Origin of the sequence: Bacillus sp. LNXM65, assembly GCF_002998575.1 — a bacterium.
Taxonomy (GTDB): domain Bacteria; phylum Bacillota; class Bacilli; order Bacillales; family Bacillaceae; genus Bacillus.
In genome coordinates, this window is the sequence record NZ_PVRB01000006.1 from 45,967 (window position 1) to 67,886 (window position 21,920).

The 21,920-nt window shown below is 40.1% G+C and carries 20 protein-coding genes, 1 pseudogene and 1 other annotated feature (1 of these 22 running past the window's edge); of the genes and pseudogenes, 6 read left to right on the plus strand and 15 right to left on the minus strand.

Annotated elements, in window-relative coordinates; genetic code table 11:
• Positions 1-53: 53 nt before the first annotated feature.
• Positions 54-533: a MarR family transcriptional regulator gene (locus tag C6Y03_RS12830; protein ID WP_003217817.1), complete on the plus strand. Its 480-nt coding sequence runs from the start codon at positions 54-56 to the stop codon at positions 531-533.
• Positions 534-555: 22 nt separating this feature from the next.
• On the opposite strand, the gene C6Y03_RS12835 is transcribed toward C6Y03_RS12830, so the two are convergent.
• From C6Y03_RS12835 to C6Y03_RS12850, 4 genes are all read right to left on the minus strand, one after another.
• Positions 556-846: a hypothetical protein gene (locus tag C6Y03_RS12835; RefSeq protein ID WP_060595804.1), complete on the minus strand. Its 291-nt coding sequence runs from the start codon at positions 844-846 to the stop codon at positions 556-558.
• Positions 847-858: 12 nt separating this feature from the next.
• Positions 859-1,386 carry a YfiT family bacillithiol transferase gene (locus C6Y03_RS12840; RefSeq protein WP_106039430.1) on the minus strand — a complete coding sequence of 176 codons (528 nt, stop codon included), beginning with the start codon at positions 1,384-1,386 and terminating at the stop codon, positions 859-861.
• A gap of 15 nt (positions 1,387-1,401) precedes the next feature.
• Complete coding sequence (locus C6Y03_RS12845; RefSeq protein WP_106039431.1) at positions 1,402-2,409, minus strand: zinc-binding alcohol dehydrogenase family protein; 1,008 nt, start codon at positions 2,407-2,409, stop codon at positions 1,402-1,404.
• Between the two features lie 78 nt (positions 2,410-2,487).
• Entirely contained in the window at positions 2,488-2,991 is a 504-nt protein-coding gene (locus C6Y03_RS12850) for a hypothetical protein (RefSeq protein ID WP_106037170.1), read from the minus strand.
• Between the two features lie 15 nt (positions 2,992-3,006).
• Here C6Y03_RS12850 and C6Y03_RS12855 point away from each other — a divergent pair, with 15 nt between their 5' ends.
• Positions 3,007-3,117, plus strand: a complete 111-nt coding sequence (locus C6Y03_RS12855; protein WP_106037171.1) for a YnfA family protein — start codon at positions 3,007-3,009, stop codon at positions 3,115-3,117.
• A gap of 59 nt (positions 3,118-3,176) precedes the next feature.
• On the opposite strand, the gene C6Y03_RS12860 is transcribed toward C6Y03_RS12855, so the two are convergent.
• The 4 genes from C6Y03_RS12860 to C6Y03_RS12875 all read right to left on the minus strand — a co-directional run bounded on the left by C6Y03_RS12860 (position 3,177) and on the right by C6Y03_RS12875 (position 6,160).
• The gene (locus C6Y03_RS12860; RefSeq protein ID WP_060595800.1) at positions 3,177-4,217 is read right to left on the minus strand and encodes an NAD(P)/FAD-dependent oxidoreductase; all 1,041 of its coding nucleotides are present in this window, start codon (positions 4,215-4,217) and stop codon (positions 3,177-3,179) included.
• A 152-nt stretch (positions 4,218-4,369) separates the two neighbouring features.
• On the minus strand, positions 4,370-4,999 hold the full coding sequence (locus C6Y03_RS12865) for a rhamnogalacturonan acetylesterase (protein WP_034665049.1): 630 nt from the start codon (positions 4,997-4,999) through the stop codon (positions 4,370-4,372).
• 151 nt (positions 5,000-5,150) lie between these two features.
• Entirely contained in the window at positions 5,151-5,615 is a 465-nt protein-coding gene (locus C6Y03_RS12870) for a DUF6884 domain-containing protein (RefSeq protein ID WP_106039432.1), read from the minus strand.
• On the minus strand, positions 5,612-6,160 hold the full coding sequence (locus C6Y03_RS12875) for a VanZ family protein (protein ID WP_106039433.1): 549 nt from the start codon (positions 6,158-6,160) through the stop codon (positions 5,612-5,614). The genes C6Y03_RS12870 and C6Y03_RS12875 overlap by 4 nt, the downstream gene beginning before the upstream one ends.
• Positions 6,161-6,333: 173 nt before the next feature.
• Here C6Y03_RS12875 and C6Y03_RS12880 point away from each other — a divergent pair, with 173 nt between their 5' ends.
• From C6Y03_RS12880 to C6Y03_RS12890, 3 genes are all read left to right on the plus strand, one after another.
• Entirely contained in the window at positions 6,334-6,912 is a 579-nt protein-coding gene (locus tag C6Y03_RS12880; RefSeq protein ID WP_060595824.1) for a TetR/AcrR family transcriptional regulator, read from the plus strand.
• A 73-nt stretch (positions 6,913-6,985) separates the two neighbouring features.
• Entirely contained in the window at positions 6,986-7,330 is a 345-nt protein-coding gene (locus tag C6Y03_RS12885) for a DMT family transporter (RefSeq protein ID WP_017358819.1), read from the plus strand.
• Positions 7,331-7,645 carry a DMT family transporter gene (locus tag C6Y03_RS12890; protein ID WP_003217878.1) on the plus strand — a complete coding sequence of 105 codons (315 nt, stop codon included), beginning with the start codon at positions 7,331-7,333 and terminating at the stop codon, positions 7,643-7,645.
• Positions 7,646-7,698: 53 nt separating this feature from the next.
• Here the strand turns inward: C6Y03_RS12890 and C6Y03_RS12895 are convergent, their stop codons facing one another.
• Genes C6Y03_RS12895 through C6Y03_RS12905 form a run of 3 tightly spaced genes read right to left on the minus strand, consistent with a single transcriptional unit; the run spans position 7,699 to position 14,785 of the window.
• Entirely contained in the window at positions 7,699-8,025 is a 327-nt protein-coding gene (locus tag C6Y03_RS12895; RefSeq protein ID WP_060595798.1) for a hypothetical protein, read from the minus strand.
• Positions 8,018-8,620 (minus strand): class D sortase, encoded by a 603-nt coding sequence (locus C6Y03_RS12900; RefSeq protein ID WP_066031777.1) that lies wholly within the window; start codon positions 8,618-8,620, stop codon positions 8,018-8,020. The genes C6Y03_RS12895 and C6Y03_RS12900 overlap by 8 nt, the downstream gene beginning before the upstream one ends.
• Positions 8,621-8,641: 21 nt before the next feature.
• Complete coding sequence (locus tag C6Y03_RS12905) at positions 8,642-14,785, minus strand: SpaA isopeptide-forming pilin-related protein (RefSeq protein WP_106039434.1); 6,144 nt, start codon at positions 14,783-14,785, stop codon at positions 8,642-8,644.
• 716 nt (positions 14,786-15,501) lie between these two features.
• Here C6Y03_RS12905 and C6Y03_RS12910 point away from each other — a divergent pair.
• Complete coding sequence (locus tag C6Y03_RS12910) at positions 15,502-17,010, plus strand: AcpB/EbpR/MafR family transcriptional regulator (RefSeq protein ID WP_060595796.1); 1,509 nt, start codon at positions 15,502-15,504, stop codon at positions 17,008-17,010.
• Positions 17,011-17,064: 54 nt separating this feature from the next.
• Here the strand turns inward: C6Y03_RS12910 and C6Y03_RS12915 are convergent, their stop codons facing one another.
• From C6Y03_RS12915 to thrS, 4 genes and pseudogenes are all read right to left on the minus strand, one after another.
• Positions 17,065-17,346, minus strand: coding sequence for a hypothetical protein (locus tag C6Y03_RS12915; RefSeq protein ID WP_003217864.1), 282 nt, complete (start codon positions 17,344-17,346; stop codon positions 17,065-17,067).
• Between the two features lie 331 nt (positions 17,347-17,677).
• The gene (locus tag C6Y03_RS12920; RefSeq protein ID WP_106031326.1) at positions 17,678-18,961 is read right to left on the minus strand and encodes a hypothetical protein; all 1,284 of its coding nucleotides are present in this window, start codon (positions 18,959-18,961) and stop codon (positions 17,678-17,680) included.
• 26 nt (positions 18,962-18,987) lie between these two features.
• On the minus strand, positions 18,988-19,554 hold the full coding sequence (locus C6Y03_RS12925; protein WP_106039435.1) for a hypothetical protein: 567 nt from the start codon (positions 19,552-19,554) through the stop codon (positions 18,988-18,990).
• Positions 19,555-19,727: 173 nt separating this feature from the next.
• A pseudogene (thrS, locus tag C6Y03_RS12930) lies at positions 19,728-21,649 on the minus strand (threonine--tRNA ligase).
• 50 nt (positions 21,650-21,699) lie between these two features.
• Positions 21,700-21,920: a binding site (T-box leader), on the minus strand; it runs 4 nt beyond the window's last position.

The window sequence follows — 21,920 nt, forward strand, 5'->3', positions numbered from 1 at the left end:
AAGTAAAAATCAGTAGTATAGAGAAAAGAGCCGCTTAAAGGAAGTGAACAAGCGTGGAATATAATATTCATGACACCACTGTATTAAAAGAAGAGATTCTATCTCCAGAGGAAAAAAAGACATGGGTGCTTTATATGAAAGTACTCACAGCTGCAGGTCTTGGAGATGTTTCAGAATGGATGAAGCTCGATATGAGTATGCCTCAAATGAAGGTGCTCATGCTGCTCAATAACCATGGCTCTCTCAAAGTATCCGAAATCGCTGAAAAAATGGGCGCTTCTCTATCCAATATGACAGGTCTGCTTGACCGGTTAGAACAGTCTCACTTTGTCGAGCGAAAACACTCTGAGCGCGACCGGAGAATCATTGTGGTAGAACTAACGGAGGAAGCGAAAAATATTTTCAGAAGCATTTATCAAAAAGGACACGAAAAAATCAAAAATTCCCTGCAACGGCTCAATGACGAGGAAAAAGAAAAAGTCAACGAAGGTCTGGCTATTTTAGAAAAAGCACTGCGTCCTGAACGCGGCTAAACATGAAAAGGAAAAAAGACGGTCACTTGAGGTCCGTCTTTTTTATTTCTTCTTCTACTTGTTTATCTGAGAGGATAAACGTTTTTTGAATAACTCCCCTGTCATCCCATAAAAGATAGGCTAAACCGATGATGAGAAAAAGGATGCTGATCCACGTACCGCCAGGCAGCACCTCTTCAAGAAGTTGGAATTCATTTACATCCTCAGCGAAACTCGTTCCAGAATAGTGAATCTCGAAAAGTACGTATTTCGCTAGATAAAACAATGCCGCCATGCAAATAAACATGGCGCCGACAATTCTTCTACCAGACATGTGATGACTCCTTTAATTCCAGTGATTTTTTTTCATTAATTCCGTGATATGGGCAAGGTGATGCTTTGAATGCCAGACGTACATTCCTGTTGCATCATATAAGGACACCGTTTGTTGATCGGCTGGGTGATAATAGGACGCAGTGAAGTCTTCCTCTGACATCCCTCGAAGTAATGTAACCCACCTGCGATGCAGACTGCTGATTAAGGGCAGTGATAGGCTGATGGGCGCTTTGGTGTCTGGAAGCTCGGCGAATCCCGTCTGATCATATGGACGTATGTGCGGTGTTTCTTCTGTGAGTGCAAGCTTGAATCGTAAGTATGCATTCAGATGACTGTCTGCTACGTGATGAATGAGCTGACGGACGGTCCATCCTCCAGGCCGATAGGGTGTATCCAGCTGAGCATCTGTCAATTGATTGGTGACCGTTTCATATTCTTGTGGAATCGCAGCCAACTGATCAATCCATGCCTCAAGCTGTTCTTTCGTTTTTTCTTCAACCGGTTCATATAAGCCAATCGGATATTGTAATGACGTCATACGCTCTCCCCTCTCTTAAAATCCTTCTAGCACAAATTTGCCAATCATTTTTCCTTGCTCAAGCGTTTGATGCGCCTGCTTCAAATGAGCGGCATTGATCGGACTGAGAACCTTTGTTAAGGTATGCGTTAATGTTCCCTGTTCAAATAACTCAGCTACCTCTGTTAAAAGCTCATGCTGTTTGATCATGTCCGCTGTTTTGTACACAGGGCGTGTGAACATGAACTCCCATACAAATGCGGCACTTTTATTTTTGAGTAATTGAATGTCTAGATTGTGCTGATTCTCGACAATGGTACAGATCGTGCCTTGGGGTTTTATGGCTTCTGCCATGCCTTTGAAATGTCCATCTGTGTCATTTAAGCATAAAATAAAATCCACTTCGCCTATTCCTTTTTCCTGAAGCTGCGCGAGAAGCGGCTCATGATGATCAATGATATGATCAGCACCTAATGACAGACACCACTCTTTTGTTTCAGGTCTTGATGCGGTGGCGATCACAGTGGCATTCGCTAATTTGGCTAGTTGAATGGCGATAGAACCTACCCCGCCTGCACCACCGATGATGAGCAGTGTTGCCCCTTCTGCATTTCGCTTCATATGCATCCGGTCAAATAACGCTTCATATGCCGTAATCGTCGTAAGAGGCATCGCGGCTGCTTCTGCAAAGGAGAGATTGGCAGGCTTTTTCGCCACAATCCGTTCATCCACAAGCTGATACTCACTATTTGAACCTTGACGCGTGATATCTCCCGCATAGTACACGTGGTCACCAGGCTGAAATAATGTACACGCTTCACCGACTTCAACAACTGTGCCGCTTGCATCGTAGCCAAGAATTTTCAGTTCTTCTTCCTTCTGATCCTTCGGTGATCTCACCTTTGTATCAACTGGATTCACTGAGACTGCCTCTACCTTCACCAGTATATCCCTGCCCATTGCTTTAGGCTTTTCTACTTCCTGATCCATCAGGCTTTGCTCATGCTCAATCGGTAAGTACTCCAATAGTCCAACGGCTTTCACTCGCTCGCACTCCCTTTCTCCATGCTTCTTTTCCACATTTTATCATAATTTTCTGATGTTTTTGGATAGTTTGCACATTTAGGATCTCTTCAAAGCCTTTCGCTCCCTCGCTATATAAGAAGGACGTGCCTTTTGCAATGAAGGAACATAGGAGAACCAGCTTTTGGATTTAAAGAATAGCTGGACGTAATAAAACTGAATGTGCTGTAGGAAAAAAATCATCAATAGAAAAACAGCTAGTGAAAGAGTTTGGAGATCAGCCGCTCCCTGCATCCATTCAGTGATAAAGAAAACAACAAAACCGATCATGATCAGCTGTTCCAGCCTTTGCATGAGCTGAGTAAAGACATGTCCTCGTTTCGATAGATCACCAGACTGGTGCTTCCTGATCTTTCTCGATTTGTAAAACCAAATGATACATTCTACTAAGTTATGAGTCATAAAAAGAGCGATGAGGGCGATCAATAAAGGTGATGGGGTATAAAGGACTTGTGCAGCAAACGGAAATACTAAAAAATAACATGCAATACATGCGTGTCTGACTGATAAGAGAAATAGTTCTTTTTCTATGTATGATTTCATCTGTTTCACCTCCATATGTACTACGTCTCATTTGCCAAAAAGTTCCCTTTTTCTTACGACTGGATAGGTGCTTTGATCTATTTAGCCGGGGTCAGTGTGATGTTATTTGCGCCCCGCAGTTCATAGTCCCACATAAAAAGTGCTGCCACATGCGGGCAGCACTTTTATGATGTGATTTGAATGATTTAACGAGCTCCAGCCGTTTGCAATTCTTTGTTTTTCTCTTTAAAGCGTTCATTATGTGAGGACACGTACGCCACTTTTTCGGCTTCTGGTTCGATATAAAGCTTTGCGCTATTGAGCGCATTGACTCCGTCAACAAATGTCCCAGCTATTAAGCGGACCTTGCTTTTATGTGTACATAAATCACCTACCGCATAGACACCCGGTAAATTGGTTTCCATTTTTTCATTGACCTCGATCAGTCCCCATTCACCTTGCTTGAGTCCCCATTCTGATAATACACTTAAATCACCTTTCATGCCGTGATTGACGATGACAGCGTCTGTTTCCATTCGTTCGATTTCACCTGTCTCTATGTTTTGGATGGTGACAGCATCAATTTTATCGCCTTGACCATGAAGTTCTGTCAGTTCATGCGGGGTTAAAATTCGTGTGCAAGATGCCTTCATGTTGGCGACGTTTTTCTCATGTCCGCCAAACATGTCACGGCGATGCACGACGGTCACACTTTCAGCAATCGGAACAAGCGCATTTGCCCAGTCAACCGCTGAGTCGCCGCCTCCAGAGATAACAACCCGCTTTCCTGCAAATGTCTTAAGCTCCTGCACTGTGTAATAAAGGTTTGTCACTTCATAGCGGTCTGCATGCTCGATTTCAAGTTTCCGCTGGACAGGAATGCCGTGGCCCATCGCTAAAATGAGGGTCTTCGTCAAATGGCGATCACCATTTTCAGCCGTCAGCAAGATGTGATGATGTTCATCTCGTTCAAAAGACGTGATTTTCTGATTCAGTGCAATCTCTGGTTCAAATGTTTTCGCCTGCGTTTCCAGCTGCTGAATCAGCTGTTCTCCTCTTGTTGGCGGCAAACCCCCTACATCCCAAATGACTTTTTCAGGATACAGAAGGATTTTTCCACCAAGGCTTTCGTTGTATTCAAGTACCTTGGTCTTTAAGTCTCGCATCCCACTATAAAAGGCGGTGTACATTCCTGCTGGACCGCCGCCAATAATGGTGACGTCAAACAATTCAAGCTGCTCTGTCATTTGAGTCCCTCCAGTTTTTCATCGATTGATCTATTTGTCAGTGATATTGATTCTCATTATCATATGTATCTATTGTAGTCTACTCTAGTGAAAGGAATCAATAGCTTTCTGCAAAAAAGAACAGGACGAGCGCTTACTCGTCCTGTCATCCATCACACAATCGTTAATCCAAGGTCTTTTAATTCAAGCGAAACAAGTCGTGCGATCGCATCTGCTCCTTCTTTTGTAAAGTGCGTGCGATCCTCTATGCCTGTTGACAGCATAAAGTAAGAGGTCGTTTTCTCTATGCCGGAAATTTGATAAAACTGAAGGCTTGCCGTATTCAAATCAACGAGCAGGACCTCTTCTTCATCGGCTAGTTCTTTCATAGCGGCACAGTAATCAGGGAAATCATTGATATATTCACCGTCTTTTTCATGAAAGCGGCCGACTGGCGTTAATAAAAGCGGTGTTGCTCCTTTCGCTCTTGCTCCATGAATATATTGAGACAAATAGCTTTTATACGTCGTGAAAGGATCTGTATGCCGCTCGGGCTTCTCCGTTGAAGCATCATTGTGCCCCATTTGTGTGAACAGCCAATCCCCTGGCTGAATGTCAGCCAATATGTCATCAAGCCGTCCTTCTTCAATGAATGTTTTTGAGCTTCTTCCACCGATTGCACGGTTTTCGACGCTCACGCCTTGCGCTGTATAGCGATGTAAAAACTCTCCCCATCCTCCTTGAACAGGACGGTCTGGGTAAGATGAAACGGTTGAATCACCAGCTAAATAGATGGTTGTCATGTTCATACGCCCCCTTTTTCAAATAGCCACCTCTTCTAAGCGATGCGGACATCCTAGTGGCTGCTGAAAAGATATGAAACAATCAGCATCGCTACTTCATTCATTCTCTTTTTGATGATCAAAACCCTGCCTACCAGTAGATGTGAATGGTTTAAATATGCGGCGGAAGTTCTACTTTTGTCTCAACGGCTTGCTTTAACGCCTGAAGCATGTAGCCAATTCCTTTATATGGAGCCAGCGGATAAATCGCTGTTTGATGAGGAAGTAACAAAGGATCGATCACCTTTCGATATTTCTTTCCACCTAGAATCACTAGTTCATCATATGCAGTGAGATGTTTTTCATTAAATTGTTGCCTTAGTGCTTCTCGTGTCATTTGATCAGCATGCGGTGTACCAAAAGCCACATCATAATTTTCATGAATGATCTCATCTGCCTTTAAGAATCCATGCTTCGCTGATAAGATCAGCCAGTCTGAAAAGAACGTTTGGGCATAGCTTTTCGTGCACTGATGCAGCGGACTTAAATAAACAAGATTCGCCGGCTGGCTCCCTGCCTCTGGATGGACGTCCCAAATTTTCTTCGCCCCACATGGAATGATACAAACTCGCTTCACTTGATTTTCTCCTTCCTTCGTCGATACATCCGATACAAGATACAACCTAGCGCTGTGCCAAGTGTATTTAAGAGGATATCATCAATATCGCTGCTTCTTGTAATGATACCAGATTGCGAGAACATCCATTGAAGCACTTCAATCATTGTTGACAAGAAAAAGCCAGCAAGAATCGCCTTTTGCCAGCGCATGATACGAAATGCTTGATATAGAAAAAAACCAAGTGGCACAAATAACAAAATGTTCCCTGCCAGATTTAAAAAAACAAGATTGGGATAGCCGTGATGGTAGGCGTGAAGATTTTGATAAATGGACTGCAAAGGCATGAGGTTGACACTCACCTGATCCCTTGGTGCGGAAAAACGATTTGGAAAGACCGTCAAATATAATAAAACATTCGTATAAATAAATAGACAGGCAAGAACTAATTCTGTACGTAAATAGATAAATCGTTTTTGCTTTTTCGCCTGTCTGTATCTCATATGTAGATAGAGCGGGACGAGCAGGAGAAAATAAGCAATGGAAACTATAGCACTGGAAGTCATACGGAGAGCTGCCCCTTTCTCACATGATGCTTGACCATATTTACAGCTTATTCAGGCCTCCCCGCATCTATTCATCACTTATTCTCATATTCAATGACGAGAATACCATATTGACAAATCGTCATTTTTCAGCTAAACTGACTGACATTCAGTCATTTAAGGTCGGTGAAGATGTGTCGAAACGAGAAAAGATTATGCTTGCTGCCATTGACGCGTTTAAAGAAAAAGGAATTGAAAAGACGACCATATCGGATATTGTGAAAGCAGCAGGAGTGGCGCAAGGGACGTATTATTTATATTTTCCTTCAAAGCTGTCTGTCATGCCTGCTATCGCAGAATATCTGATCTCACAGATGGTCCCCGCTATTGAAAAGGAATTAACTCAGCATGCGGATGTCCTCGATCAAGCAGATGCGCTTGTTGAATTCATCTTCTCTTTTACAAGACAATACCGTGATGTCCTTGCTCTGACCTACTCAGGTTTAGCTGCCACGGAGCATTTAAAGGAATGGGAAGATATTTATGAGCCGATTTACAAATGGGTCGCTGCTTTTTTAGAAAAAGCAAAGCAAGACAAAAGAGTCCGTGCGAATTTGAACTGTCAATATGCAGCCAAATTCATTATCGGTTTACTTGAATCGTCTGCTGAGCAAATGTACTTATTTACAGAAACAGATACAGAAGAGGTTCTGATTCAAAAGCGAGAGGTGAAGCAATTTCTTCTTTACGCACTTGGCATAGAGACACCTTAACTTAGTACAGCACTTGCTGTACGCTCTTTTTTGGTTTCAAAATGACGAATCGTCAGTTTTAGGAGGAAATAGGATGAAAAAAAGCTGGATGTATGTCGCACTCACTTGTTTATTCGAATTACTTTGGGTGTTTGGTTTAAATAAAGCTGATGCTGTGTGGGAGTGGGCGATCATTATATGCCTGATCCCAGTTGATTTTTACTTTTTAATGAAAGCCTGCGAGAAGCTGCCGACAGGGACCGTATACGCCGTGTTTGCCGGAGTTGGAACGATTGGTACGTCTTTGATGGATTATGCGCTGTTTGGCGGTTCATTTTCATTAGAAAAGCTCTTATTTATGGGCATTTTAATTCTCGGAATTATTGGACTGAAAGTGTCTGATGGGGATGCACATGAGCAGAAAGGAGAAGCGGTATAAATGGGCTGGTTTTTTGTACTGTTAGCCTCTGCCTGTGAAATTGGCGGAACCATTGGCCTCAATATGTTTAGTAAGAAAAAGCAAATCACGACAGGCATTTTATTTGTTGGCGGATTTGCCTTATCCTTTTTGTTTTTATACGCCTCGTTCTCTTCCGTTCAAGTATCCGTTGCCTATACGGTCTGGATTGGACTTGGAACGGCGGGCTCTGTCTTGTTTAATATGATTCTATTTAAAGAGCCGAAAAACATGATTCGTATACTCAGCTTGCTGCTGATCGTGATTGGTGTGGTCGGGCTGAAGTTGTTTGCATAATTGAATGACAAAAAAGGAAGGGAGTCAAAGCCCCTTCCTTTTTTATTTCTCGTTTAATGTGGATCATGCTGCTCGAGCAAGAGATCCATTGCGTAAATCGATTCGCCTTTTTCATCTAATAAAAAGTACACAATCAAAGGCTCTCCAAAAGCTGCTGTTTGCTGCGTGAACAAAACACAGGTGAATTTTTCGATACCAATTGGAAGCTTTCTTTTTAATATAGGATGAAGAATAGGCGAAGTCCGAATTGTATCTACATCAACATCCCAAAGTTCGTTTTTTAATGTTGGATAATGCTCTGATAATAATTGGTGTAACATGTCGGTCGTGAGCGCTGCTTTTCCATCGTACCCATCATCTATTATGTTGGTGTTATACATCCGACGGTTGCTCACCCTTTGAAGCATTGACTCGTATTCCTTTTAAGACAAATCGTTTCTGACCATCAAGAGTACAAGTGATCAATGTCAGTTCATTTTTCCCGCGATCCTTTAGTACATCAACATCCGTCGGTTCAATCGTAGCTGAGCTGACAATTTTATATTCATATGTTTCCGCTTGATGATGTAAGACGACTTTTTCTCCTTTCGGCACCTCTGGCAGCTGCCTGAAAAGACGATCACCTCTATACCCTCTATGCCCTGCAATCGTGAAATTCCCTTTACCTGGCATTTGATGAGATTTGATTTGAGTCAGTGCAATACCTAAATTTTCTTTTGATGTAACTGGAAGCACTTTTTCGTTTAAATCAATTGACGGGATCTCTAGCCCCATCACATCTCGTAGGTCTTCCTCTGACACAGTTAAATGTGGAATAGAAGAAAGGGCATCACTGTCATTTTCTTCAATCATCTTTAATGCCTGTTCCATTGCCGCTGTCTCTTGAGAAGTTCGCCACTCATATATAAAAGGAATGGAGATGAGCATCAGCCCTGTGAACACCAAAAAGCTGCCTAATAAGGTTCTTTTTTTCATCAATACACTCGTTCCTTCCTTTTACTGAATGGTTCTTCTTCTGACAACAAGAAGAACAGTTCCAGAAGCTACTAGTAAAATCCCTGCATACATCAAATAACGCAGCCATTCTTCTCCAGTCTTTGGCAGCTCACCGTTTGAGTCATGAGGCGGATATTGATCCCATTTAGATGAGGCTGGAGGATTCGTGTGTTCCTCTTCATTCTTCACTGGTGCATTTTTCACAATCATTGTCTTGATCTCCACTTCTCCCATTTGAATTGTAAAGATGAGCGGTTTCTTTAAAGCTACATAACCATTTGGAGCTTTCGTCTCTGTGAGTATATACTCACCAGGTTTAAGCCCTTTGACAATGGCTTCTCCGTCTTTTCCTGTTGTCACAGATTTTATGGTTTTCCCAGCTTTTGTACGAATGTCAAAGGCTGCACCTTTTAAGGTTCTATCTGTCTGCTGGTCTACCTTTATGATACGCAGACTTCCTAAGATCAAGTGATTCTTCGCTGTTAATTGAAGTGGCTTCTGCTGATTTTTCTCAATTGTAAACGGGATCGGCTGATCATCCAATTGATAGCCGTGAGGTGCTTTCGTTTCAACGAATTGATATTCTCCCGGTTTTAGATGGTTGATGTGGAGCTTTCCTTTTTGGTCCGTTACAAGTGATGTCTTCAACGTTTTCCCTTCTTTACTCAGAAGAGCAAACTCTGCATTTTCCAGCGTATATCCCTCATCATCCACTTTGGTCAGTTCCACTGCCCCCGGCGTCAGTTTGTTGATCATTTCTACTTTTGCTGGTTTGTCTTGACCTAAACGAATCATAAATGAGATAGGTGTCTGATCCAATTCATAGCCGGCAATGCTTGCTGTTTCGACAAATTGATAGGTTCCTGGTTTCAGTTGATCGACTGTCAGTTGACCGTTTTTGTCTGTCTTTAAGTCTTTCTGAATACGCTGATCATGCTCATCAATCAGGTCAAAGGTCACCCCAGCGAGCAACTGTCCATCCTCCCCTTTTTTCTGAAGCTTCACAGCACTTGTCGTCCGAATATTTTCTTTTGTCACTTTCACCAGTTGATTTGGGTTGAAATCAATCTTAAAGTCTACTGGTTCTGCATCTAGTTTATGTCCAAAAGGTGCTTTCGTTTCAACCAATTGGTAAGCGCCTGGTTTCAAATCGTTTACAGTGATGATGCCTTTCTCGTTGGTTGTTAAACCTGACATCAATTCTTTACCATTGTCATTGAAAAGTGTAAATTCTGCACCTTTCAATCTTTCTTTTTCTTCCCCTATTTTTGTTAGTTCTACAGAACCTTTCTTGAGCTGATTGATTGCCTCCACTTGAATCAACTTTTTTTGACCTAATTCAACTTGAAAGACAAGTGGTTTCGCATTCAATTCATAGCCTTCAAGACTCTTTCTTTCAACAAATTGATAGGTTCCAGGTTTTAGACCTGTGAAGGTGATTTTTCCATCCTGATTGGTTGTAATCCCTTCTCCTCCTGCCACTATCTTTCCTTTAGCATCAGATAGATCAAAGACAACCCCTTCTAAAGATTTCCCATCTTCGCCTTTTTTGTGCAACAGCACTCCGCCTGTTGTGCGGCTATTTTCTTTTGTGACACTGACCAGCTTCTGTGGGTTAAATGGAATAGCAAAAGTGACAGGTGTTTCGTCAAGCTCATGACCGAATGGAGCCTTCGTTTCAACAAACTGATAGGTTCCAGGTTTAAGATCGCTGATTGTGATCTGCCCGTTCTGATCTGAGACGAGACCCGTTTCAATCTCTTTTCCATTTGCATCTAAAAGCTTGAATTCTGCTCCTTTAAGCACATCATTCTTTTCACCGAGCTTCGTGAGCTGGACAGCTCCAGTTTTAAGATCATTGATTACTTTGATCTCTGCCTGAGTTTTTTGTGCGATTTCGATGGTAAAAGGATAAGGTTTATTTTTCTTTTGGTAACCATCAATACTCTCTGTCTCCACGAGCTGATATTTGCCCGGTTTGAGGTTGTCGACCAAAAGCTTCCCATTTTCATCTGTTGTCAAATCTTTACGTACAACTTCGTCATTTTGATCCGTGATTTCAAATCGAACACCTTGAAGCTTCTTGCCATCTTCTCCTTCTTTCATCACTTCTAATGCACTTGTTTCATAGAGGTTCTTTTTCGAAATGATGACCGGTTCCTTTGGATCGAGTGGTACTTCAAATTTGATTGGCGTTTCATCTAATACATAACCATCAGGTGCTTTTGTTTCAATGAGCTGATACGTACCCGGTCTTAGTTCGTTTATCGTGATCTTGCCATTTTCTCCTGTGACAATCGAATCATTTAGCTCATGCCCATCTTGATCTAAGAGCTTGAATTGTGCACCTTCTAGTCTCTCTCCGCCTTCGCCTATTTTGCTCAATTCTGCAGAGCCTTTTATCATGTCATTTACTGCGGTTACAGTCGTTGTTTCTGTTTGATTCTCTTTAATTGTGAACGGCCATTTTTGCTGATTTAATTGATAGCCTTTCGGTGCGTTTGTCTCAACGAAATAATAGGAACCTGGCTCAAGATGTTTGAAAAGAATTTCTCCTTTTTCATCCGTTTTCAAATGGGTTTGGACGGTATCTCCAGATTCATTTCTTAGTTCAAATTCTGCATTTTCTAATGCTACACCCGTCTCTTTGTCTTTTTTTGTTAACTTGACATGCTGGCGGATTTCTTGGTTCTGCACCGTCATGCTATTTCCTGTTTTCGCTTGATCTCCTGATTCGTAAGGCTGATCAATCGTTACATGGATCGGTTCTTTGGTCTTCATATAACCATCAGGTGCTTTCACCTCTGTCACTATATAGTCACCATACAAGAGACGATCAAATCGAAGAGCTCCTTCTTCATCTGTTGCCTTTGTTCCAATGACGATACCGCTCGCAGCATCTGTCAGAGAAAAGCTTGCTCCTTTTAGCACTTTTCCACTACTCGCATCTACCTTTTTAATGGTTAAAGCGCCAATCGCTCCCGTGCCATCTCCCATGCCAGCGGTGCGTTTTACCACAATTGAGGCTTCGGATTCCTTTTTTATTTCTTTTACATTTTCACCTCTAAACGTTACTTCGTTTTGAAGTGTACTTCCCACCTTATCTAAAATGAGAGATTGATATTCTAAAATATATGGTCTGGTGATGTCTTCTTTAAATTTGATTTGAAAAGAGTCTGGATCGAATTCAAGGTCTAGCTCATAATCCTTCCCTTTTTCCAGCTCTTCCTTTTTGGTCACTTGCCCCTTTTCATCTATTGTCGTCGAATAGAGATGAAATGAGTTTTCTATTATTGCTTGGTTACTGCTCGGATGGTCTATAATCGTCGCATCTTGGACTGTTGATTGACCAAAATTGATATTCAGTTTCCAATCAATAACTTTCCCTTGTTGATTTCCTGATTTGCTCGTGTATTTCCCTCCATTTGGAATGGACACCACAGCATTCACGTCTGATTCTTTCGTCTTTCGATCATAAAGGGTTGCTTTATTTTCGTAGGTTTTCTCTACTAAATCCATTCCTTCAACACTTGTTTTATACGTGATTTTGTATGGGGAATCAATGGCTTTTTTGAAAATGACTTCGAAGCCTGATTCTCCTTTTTCATTTTCAAGGAATTTGATGTCATAATGTTCTTTCGCTAATACCTCTTTTTCTTCCGCTCCATTTTCCCCACCTTGTAAATCAAGCGAGTAGATGGTGATTGAATCTTTAAGCAAACGCTGATTTCCTTGAATGAAATCCTCGATTTTCGCCTCTTCTAAATGTTTCAAGTTATAGTTCACACCGATATTCCAGGTGATCTCTTTTTTCTTTGCATCATATGTTCCGTTCTTGAACCCATTTGACTGCGTATATGTGTCAGGCGTGAAGACAGACTGATTTTCCTTCGTCAATTCCTTGCCATCTTCATTTACCCATTCAAGCTTTACATGATTACGCAAGTTCTTTTGATCTTTATCTGCTCTTTTTTCATAATCAAAAGACGTTGTATATGTGACTACATGTTCTGTCTTTATTTCTTTCGTAAATTGAATATCAAATCCATTTGCATGTTCAACTATTTGATAATCTGTGCCTTCTTCAAGCACTGTATTTCCTGTCGTCACTTTTAAACTATCTTTTTGCAGCGTCAATCCTTCGTTTGTAAACGTATCTTTTAATATCAGGTTGTTCATGGTTTGTTGATCTTTGTTGAAGATGATACGCCATGGAATGGTCTTGTTTTTGTAATTCGGTGTTCCATGATTTTTCGTTAGGATTTGTTGGTCAATTCTTTGCTTCCCTTGTTTGCTCTCTTTGCCAGCTGTTACAGTATTGATAATCTCTTCAGCTTCAAAAATCCGCTCGGTTGCTTTTGTTTGATATGTGATGAGATAAGCCGATTGAATATCTTGATTGAATTGCAAGGTAAACCCGTTTTGTTCATCCTTTTTTTGAGGTTGAACCACATAATTTCCAAACGCTTTTGTTCCTGATTCTTTGCCATCCTGATCAATTGTGACTTCCTTGACTTGAAATGAATCAGAAATCAGCGCCTGTGTGCCATTAAAGAAGTCTTCTAACAAAGCATCCTTTTCAGCAATCTTTTTTTCGTTATAGTTATAACGAATTTCCCACGTAATTATTTGTGTGACTGGGTCGTAGTGGGCGGCTTTTTTACTTAAAGGACTGCCTCTTGTCACATTCACTGTTCCTTCTGCTGAACTAATCACTTTATCAGCAGAGACAAGGGACGCTTTATTACGAAACGCAGACTGATCTTGATTCGTCATGTCCGTTTCATACATTAAACGGTAAGCTAGATGCACGTCATCTTTAAATTCAATCGTGAAATCTTGACCATCTGCTGTTTGGCCGATTGTGTAGTGGTTTTCGTCAAGCAGCTGACCAAGCGAGGTTTCACCATTTAGCTTTGTATCAACACGGTAAAGCTTGATTGAATCTTTCTTTAACGCTTGACCTTCTTGAATCGGATCTAAAAGTCTCGCTTGTTTCACATCGTCTAAGTCCATATTAAAATCGACTGTCCATTGAATGGTTTCAGCATTGTAAGATCGATTGGGTTTTCCCTTTTTAGAGACATTTGGGCCATTTGGAATGTATTGAATCGGGATCGATATCGTATCTTTGCCTTCAATTGGAGTAATGACCACTTCTTTTTCTTCAGTAATGACAGTTTTTTTATCTAATTGCGTCCACACTTGAAGTGTTCCATGGATATTTGAATATTGTTTGATAAAGTCAGTGAATTCGATGGAGGCATTTCCACTTTCATCTACAGAAAAATAACCAATGGTTGCTTGATTAAATTTCATCTCGAGACGATCGATTTTTTCGTAAATCACTAATTCCTCTGGAACCTTGAAATGGAATTCATCACCGCCATTATAGCTATGCCCATTCGGGATGGCCCACTTATAGTTAATGGAAATCAGCGAGTTGATATCAGGCCTATCAACTGAATTTCCTTCCTGATCTTCAAATATCAATTTCGCATCAGTGAGGAGATTTTCTTGTATCAGCATTTGTTTTGAAACACTTTGCAGCCCTACACGCTTAGATATGCTCACTTTGTTTTTTAGTAATTCATCCTCATCGCTTTGTTTCGTTTGAGCGGCTTCTTGATTCTTAGCTGCTTTGTCTTTCTCAGTTGAGGTTGTGTCATCTTTTGGAAGGCTTTCTTTACGCTCGTTTTGCTTTGTTTTCTCTTTTTGCTCAGATATACTAGTGACATCGATGTCTATTGCTCCTTCTAAATTTGGATCAAGCTCAACATCTTCTTTAAATATGACCGTCACTTCATTTTGTTTTGAAACGGTATACTCTCCAACAGATACTTCATTGACAATAATTGGTTCATTCTGCTCCTTCTCTACCTGAATGGCTGAAGGAAGAGAGAGAACATACGGATATTGCTTTTTTAGATCAATTCCTTTTATAGACCAATGGACAGTGGCCTTTCTTACTTGCTGATCTTCCATGTTTGATAACTTGTTTCCTTCGCTATCAGCAAACTCAATATCCCCATAAATGTTTTCTTGGCTTTCTTTGGCTTGTGCCCCTGCCAGAGGCAAGATTCCTAATATACTAGACTGTATGACTAACACCGCGATGAGAGCCAATGACAATATTCTTTTCAATACATCCACCCTTTTCTAAAATTAATTTTCAACAACGATAAAAAACCATTTGTATCTTGTCTGATAAACCACTCCGTTTCTAATCAAATATTTTCTAAAAATTGCACCTTAAGACCCTATGAATAAAATGAGATGATCAATCATGAGCTTGAAAGGTAATCATGAGTAGTGGATATAGTAACTGGATAGGGGTCTATAGAAATGGGGAATAGTGAGAGGGATCATGAAAAAATAAATGTGAATTTTCTATTTATACTGGAATGAACAATAAATGATGTTTACATGCTTATATAATCATATATTCACATATGGTTCATTCATATGAAACAAGCATGTATCATATGGTATGTATGGTGAGACAGTTCAGCATCATATAGATCGCATTCCTTTCTACTCCCTTTCATATGGTAATCAAAAAGCTTCTCCGTTTTATTCTTACATTTACCGTTTCAACAGCAAAAAAATAAACAAAATATCTAAAATGATCCATTTTTATAGGATTCATGGCTTACTTATCACCTTTTAAAAGAAAAATATGGAGAATCAGCGCATAACATTTGTTTTCGTCTAATTTTTTTCTCTTTTATCATCAAAAGTGAAGACAAAACGATTTAGCCTAAACATTACAATCATTTCATGCCTATTTTGAGAATCAAATGTTCTTTAAGTGAACTTCATAATATAGAGGCAAGCCAAGGGAAGGAGTTAGTTGTTTGATGGAGCTCATTGATAATAAATCAAAGAGATGGATAAAAATTTTAAAACTGCTTGTATCCAAAAATAAGTGGTGGAGCCTTCAAGAAATATCGAATGAACATATCGGTTCGGTTCGTGCCATTCAAAGCGATTTAGAACAAATGAAATCGTTCAAAACAGAGAATGGAGAGCCGTTAATCCACATAAAGCCAAGACAAGGCATATCCATTTGTTATACACAGACGATACGAGTAGACTACTATATCAAAGAAATTTTAAAAGATACGATTGAAATTCGATTGATTGACGGCATTTTTTTCGAACAAAACAGGTCTTTCTATGAATGGATGGACACGCTTAATATTAGTAGATCCACATTGTATAACACCATTCATAAAATCAATTCGATCCTTACATCCTATGACATCGAGTTACGCCCAGATAGTATGCAGTTCCATGGGAATGAGAAGGAGATTCGTCAATTCTTTGTTGAGTTTTTGTTTGAAGTGTATGGAAGCCGGCTTTGGCCATTCGATGATATTCAAAAGCAAGACGCAGTTGATTTATTACAAGAGCTATTTCAGGTGCTCGAAGTCAATGTACCAGATGTGGCTATAGATAAATACTGCCTGTGGCTCGGTGTTTCCATTCACCGAGTGAGGAAAAATTTTACCATACGACGCAATTATACGTACTCGATGAATGAAGAAAAACAGACCTCTACAGCCAAAGGTATCTATAATCAAATCAAAAACTGGGAAGAGCACATTTGCCAAATGACAAAGGACATTTTTGGTATTACACTGGATCATCACGAATTTGTCTTTTTACTATTGATCGAACCAGCTATTGGCCACTTTAAATCAATTGAATCTGTCGAAGAAAAGTTGACGTTCTTTCAATCGCATACACCACACCTCTTTGAAGCCATTCATTCATTTATCAATCAATTGGAGTTGATTTATCATCAAGAGGTGGCTAATCGCAAGGTGATGACACTGATTCTTCTCCAATATTATGTGTATTCTAAGGAAATTACCGTGAGAGATGGATTCCTTTTCAAAAAGAAATCGAGTTATTTATCAGAGGTGAAAGAGCAGCTTCCTTACTTCTATTCGAGGATTACTCATATCATCCAAGAGTTAAAAACAGACGATATACTCGCTTCTTTTGTGAAAAATGAACGGGAATTGATCCGTATCATTACGTCTACCTGGAGAGGGCTTGTTCAATTTGAAATGGAGCGAAGAAACGTGTTGAACATATTTGTTATTTCAACATTAGGCTATTATCATAGTTTGTTTATAGCAGATTTAATTAAATTAAGCGTGCCTCCTCTCATTCACACTTTTACAAGTCCAGAAAATACATTAAATGATGTAACGATGGATCAACTTGGGATTGATATGATCGTGACCGATACCGAGCTCCCTATTCAATTTGGACGATATACACTGCTGATCAGCTCTTTTCCAACAAAGAAAGAATTGGACAACTTGAACCGAAGATTGGTTGATATGATCGACTAATGTTCATCAAAAAAAGCTGCTTGAGAGCTTCTCAAGCAGCTTTTTGCTTCTGTATTAATGAAGCACGATTTGTTCATTCATCAAATCAATGGCGTAAAGTGATTGCTCATATTCATCTAATAGAAGGTATACTTTGAGCGGTGCAGCGGTTTGATCTGTCTGCTGCGTGAATAGTACACAAGTGAATTTTTCGATCCCCTCTGGCAGCTTGCTTTTCAGAAAAGGATGAAGAATAGGAGAGATTCGAAGGGTATCAACATCTTTCAGCCAAAGTTCATCTTGTAACGCAGGATAATGGTCAACCAAAAACTGACGAAACACTTCCAATGTACTCAAGGTAGATATCCTCACTTTCTTCTATCATGGCTTCAAGCTTACCTAAAACAAACATATTCAAAGTCATCCTAAGATGTCAGTCCACCAAATGTCGTATACTACTAGAGACACGATTTCATTTTTCTTCAAAAAGCATTGTAGATCATGTTTACTGTCATGAGTGTTTCATATGTATGACGTCTACTATATTCCAACCGATGGACCTATGATCATATTCTTATCTGTTTCTTTCGTGATGAAACGACAACTTCCTGCTACAAAATTCCAAATTTCTTCAAAAAATTGGTGCAATGAGACAAAAAAGAACAGCTCCTCACTGTTCTTTCAGACATTATGAGAGGTCTTTCAAAGAAAACACTTCGCCGCTCTCTGCATCAATACCATCATGGCAATCGAGCTTTCCGCATAGAACATATTGTTTTTGCACTTCGTCATAGACGTAGATAGGTGTAAGTTCAAGACGTTCTCTCAATTTTTCAAAGGCTTCTTTCTGAGATACAGTAATTTCACTTGCCGATTGAGAGGGACTCAGTATCCCGCACACTTGAAACATTTCTTTTTTATCTATGTAATTAACGGCTTCAAACGAGCTGGCGTCAATGAAGACCTTGATCTTGTCCATAAATCCACTGCCTTCTTGCCCGTTCGTTTTTAATATCGCATGGATGTATCCATGATCACGATGGAGTGTTTTCAGAACCCACTTTCCTGTATCCTTTGAATATTTTTGCGCCAAAAAGGTTCGGACTGCTTTTATACACTCAGTTTGCTCTTCTTTTGATATCGGGATGGTATCCGGTGAAGGCTCCAATGAGAAAGCTTGTTCAGCTGAAATGTCCTCATGGATATTCATTTCCTTTTTTTCAAAGGCTTTGTTTAACGGTTCATTCCATTCAATGATCTCATTCATGTGTATACAAAGTGTTTCTTCACGCCCAATTTCAAACGGTATAGTTCCTGTTCCATCGTTCTTGACATAGATTTCTTCTAATGCATAAATTGTTCGAATTCGATTGTGCTCGAAGGAAGGCCATTGAAACTGCTGCACTTGCTGCTCGGCTAAGTTCTCCAGCTTATCAATAGAAAGCACATATTCCTCAGCTCTCAGTAATGTTTTGGCTAAAAATGGTCCGTGGTGTGTAAAGTACATGAGCTGTCCATGTTCATCCCATTTCACCTCAATTCTGCCTGAAGGCGTCACTTTCACACCATCTATTGCTTCTTCGAAAAAAAGTCCCCCTTTCTCCTTCTGATGCATGTGAAAATGCTCACCATAGATTAACCCTGTTTCTTGTTCGATCCATTGAATGACATGAGCTGGATATGGTCTCTTAAATGTGACACCATGCTGCGCATAGGTTTTGTCCATGACAAAAATAACTGTTTCCACCTGTCCCGTATTCAAATTCACTTCAATAATGGCTGTGCCGTCTGGGTTTAAATCGTCGTCCTCAGGTTCCGTTTCATGAGAGGGGAACCATTCCATATTGAATGTATAAATCGTTTCATTAAACATGTTGACGTAACGATGAAAGCTGTGTCTTTTTAGATGATAAAGATCTAAGCCAAATTTCGCCTTTGTCTGATCAATCAATTGTTGTATGTTTGCATTCAATGGTTTCACCTCAAATTGGTTAAGTTTTATGGAAGAACAAAAATAACGATAAAGATGAAGATGATGATTACTGACAAGAATCCTAAAGCAATTCCCATTATGTTTGACTCTTTTGTATAGCCTGTTAATTCTCCATCAGTCGATCGGTCGATTTTTCTAAAGCGAAAAAGCATGCTTATATTGATAGAGGCTAGAACGATTAAAAACAAGAAAATGGTAAATACAGGCTCGATGTCACTAAATGGATTCGTTACATTTTGAAAACTAAATGATTGAAAAAACATAATGCCACTCAATACGACTTTCCAAACATTCTCTAAAAATTTTTCTTTCTCCCACTCTTTTCCTAATTTCTCTTTTTCATAAATAGCTACCTGCTCAAAAATAGGTATGAAAAACTTTGTTTTTCCTTTTTTGATAAAGCCTATAATGCCTTGGAGAAGCATTAAAATGCCTAAACACAAAAAGAAATGTGTAAGTTGGATATTAAAGATTTGAATCACCATAAAAAAAGCGATGATCATAAGTCCGAATATCAAATTAGAGACAGCTATTTGTTTTGTCCTCATCTTTTTCAGTGCAGCTTGTTCCATGTAATACTCCTCTCCGTTTTAAATGTTTCTGTTGAACGCTCTATCTTTATTACGATTTTACCGAAAAAATGTTTCAATATTTTCCCTTTCTACTGTCAATTCGGCTTTTTTCGCAAATGAAAAGACGCCCATCATTCAATGAACGTCTTATCTTTCTTCATGAAATCAGCACATCATATTTGAGCAGCTGTTCTGTCTTTTATTTGGTGGGCTGCCAGGTGTTTAAAGTCATCAACAGACAGCTGTCTAGATGTCTTTTCTCCATGCTGTCTGATGTTCAGTGTTTTTTCTTCCATTTCTGTATCGCCAATGACAGCGATATAAGGGATTTTTTGCATTTGTGCTTCTCTCATTTTATAGCCGAGTTTTTCATCCCGTTCATCGATTGTCACTCTTATTCCGATCTTTCTTAATTGCTGCTGCACCTCAAGGCAGTGATCAAGGTGAACCGTTGAGACAGGGATGATTTGTACTTGTACTGGTGCCAGCCATAACGGGAAGGCGCCTGCAAAATGCTCGATGAGAATGCCAAGGAAACGATCCAGAGAACCGAAAATGGCACTATGAATGACAACTGGCCGTACCTTTTCATTCTTTTCATTGATATATGTTAAATCAAATTTCTCAGGCATTTGAAAATCTAACTGAATTGTGGCGCACTGATGGCTCCGCTGCAAGGCATCTTTTATATGAAAATCGATTTTCGGGCCATAAAATGCCCCATCTCCTTCATTTAGCTGATAATCGACTTTTAGCCGATCAAGCACATTCTTTAGCGCTGATTCAGAGATATCCCAAATGGCATCATCGCCTAACGCTTTTTCAGGACGAGTGGATAGTTCCACAGAGTACTCAAACCCAAATGTCCGATACACATGATCAACTAATTGGAAAATCCGTTTGATTTCAGCTTCAATTTGATCTTCTCTCAAAAAATATGGGCATCATCTTGGCAAAATGTTCTGACCCTGAACAATCCATTTAATGCTCCGCTAAATTCATGACGATGCACCTGACCAAACTCAGCCATCCTGATCGGAAGGTCTCTGTATGAAAATAAGCTGTTTTTAAACATGAGCATATGTCCTGGACAATTCATAGGCTTTAAAGCAAAGCTTGTATGGTCTACTTCTGAGAAATACATATTTTCATGATAATGATCCCAATGTCCCGACTTTTCCCAAAGCTCTTGGTTCATCATAAACGGTGTGCTCACTTCTTCATATTGCGCTTTGCCTCGCACTTCTCTAGAAAAAGCCATTAATTCATTTTTGACAAGCTGACCTTTTGGTAAATAAAACGGCATACCTGGCGCTTCTTCCGAAAACATGAACAGAGATAATTGTTTCCCTAATTTCCGGTGATCACGCTTGTTTGCTTCTTCCATGAAATGAAGATACTCAGCTAGATATTTTGGATGTTGAAACGCTACACCATACACTCGCTGCAATACATCTTGATGACTGTCACCCCGCCAATAAGCACCTGCAACACGTGTTAGTTTAAATGACTTTACGAACCCAGTAGAAGGTAAATGAGGCCCGCGGCATAAGTCGATAAATTCACCCTGCTGATACACTGTGATGGCTTCTTCAGATGGGAGTCGTTTTAAAATATCCAGCTTATATGGATCATGTGCAAACAACGATTCAGCTTCTTTGTAAGAGACCTCCTTTCTTTGGATGAGATGATTCTCGTTTATGATCTTTTCCATCTCTTTTTCAATCTCTGCCAAATCCTCTACGCTTAATGTTTGATTTAGCTTCATATCATAGTAAAATCCATTTTCGATGACAGGTCCGATTCCAAGTGTGACATTGTCATATAACCTTTTCACCGCTTGGGCTAATACGTGTGCAGATGTATGGCGCAGCACTTCAAGCCCTTCTTTTGAATCGAGTGTGACAATAGACAGCCCAGCATCGCTGTCCAGCTGGTGACTTAAATCGACCAATTGATCATTGATCTTTCCTGCCACTGCTTTTTTCCTTAAACTCGGGCTAATATGGGAGGCAACACCTGCGACAGTCGTACCTGCAGAAAACTCCTTTATCTTTCCATCTGGAAATTGAATCTTCACCATGTTTTCTTTCATGACTGACACACCTTTCATTTTTTGATATAAAAAAACACACCCATCCCTCATAAAGGGACGAATGTGTAATCCGTGGTTCCACCCAAATTCCCATAACGCATTTTCGCTTTATGGCTCTGGTGCCGTAACGTGGCATAGTCGGTATTGGATACTTCAATTTTCCCCAATACAGCTCAAAGGTGGTAAGACAACTTTTCTGCGTTAGGAAGATTTCAGCGTGACTTCCCTCTCTAGTAACCGATAAAAGCTGCTCATGTCCTTTTCAAAGCCT

Excerpts from the sequence above, each read along its gene's own strand:
- C6Y03_RS12835 (WP_060595804.1), bottom strand. The coding sequence starts at position 846 with ATGTCTGGTAGAAGAATTGTCGGCGCCATGTTTATTTGCATGGCGGCA.
- C6Y03_RS12855 (WP_106037171.1), top strand. The coding sequence starts at position 3,007 with ATGTACTACGTCTCATTTGCCAAAAAGTTCCCTTTTTCTTACGACTGG.
- C6Y03_RS12890 (WP_003217878.1), top strand. The coding sequence starts at position 7,331 with ATGGGCTGGTTTTTTGTACTGTTAGCCTCTGCCTGTGAAATTGGCGGA.
- C6Y03_RS12850 (WP_106037170.1), bottom strand. The coding sequence starts at position 2,991 with ATGAAATCATACATAGAAAAAGAACTATTTCTCTTATCAGTCAGACAC.
- C6Y03_RS12860 (WP_060595800.1), bottom strand. The coding sequence starts at position 4,217 with ATGACAGAGCAGCTTGAATTGTTTGACGTCACCATTATTGGCGGCGGT.
- C6Y03_RS12840 (WP_106039430.1), bottom strand. The coding sequence starts at position 1,386 with ATGACGTCATTACAATATCCGATTGGCTTATATGAACCGGTTGAAGAA.
- C6Y03_RS12910 (WP_060595796.1), top strand. The coding sequence starts at position 15,502 with ATGGAGCTCATTGATAATAAATCAAAGAGATGGATAAAAATTTTAAAA.
- C6Y03_RS12895 (WP_060595798.1), bottom strand. The coding sequence starts at position 8,025 with ATGTATAACACCAACATAATAGATGATGGGTACGATGGAAAAGCAGCG.
- C6Y03_RS12925 (WP_106039435.1), bottom strand. The coding sequence starts at position 19,554 with ATGGAACAAGCTGCACTGAAAAAGATGAGGACAAAACAAATAGCTGTC.
- C6Y03_RS12865 (WP_034665049.1), bottom strand. The coding sequence starts at position 4,999 with ATGACAACCATCTATTTAGCTGGTGATTCAACCGTTTCATCTTACCCA.
- C6Y03_RS12900 (WP_066031777.1), bottom strand. The coding sequence starts at position 8,620 with ATGAAAAAAAGAACCTTATTAGGCAGCTTTTTGGTGTTCACAGGGCTG.
- C6Y03_RS12875 (WP_106039433.1), bottom strand. The coding sequence starts at position 6,160 with ATGACTTCCAGTGCTATAGTTTCCATTGCTTATTTTCTCCTGCTCGTC.
- C6Y03_RS12885 (WP_017358819.1), top strand. The coding sequence starts at position 6,986 with ATGAAAAAAAGCTGGATGTATGTCGCACTCACTTGTTTATTCGAATTA.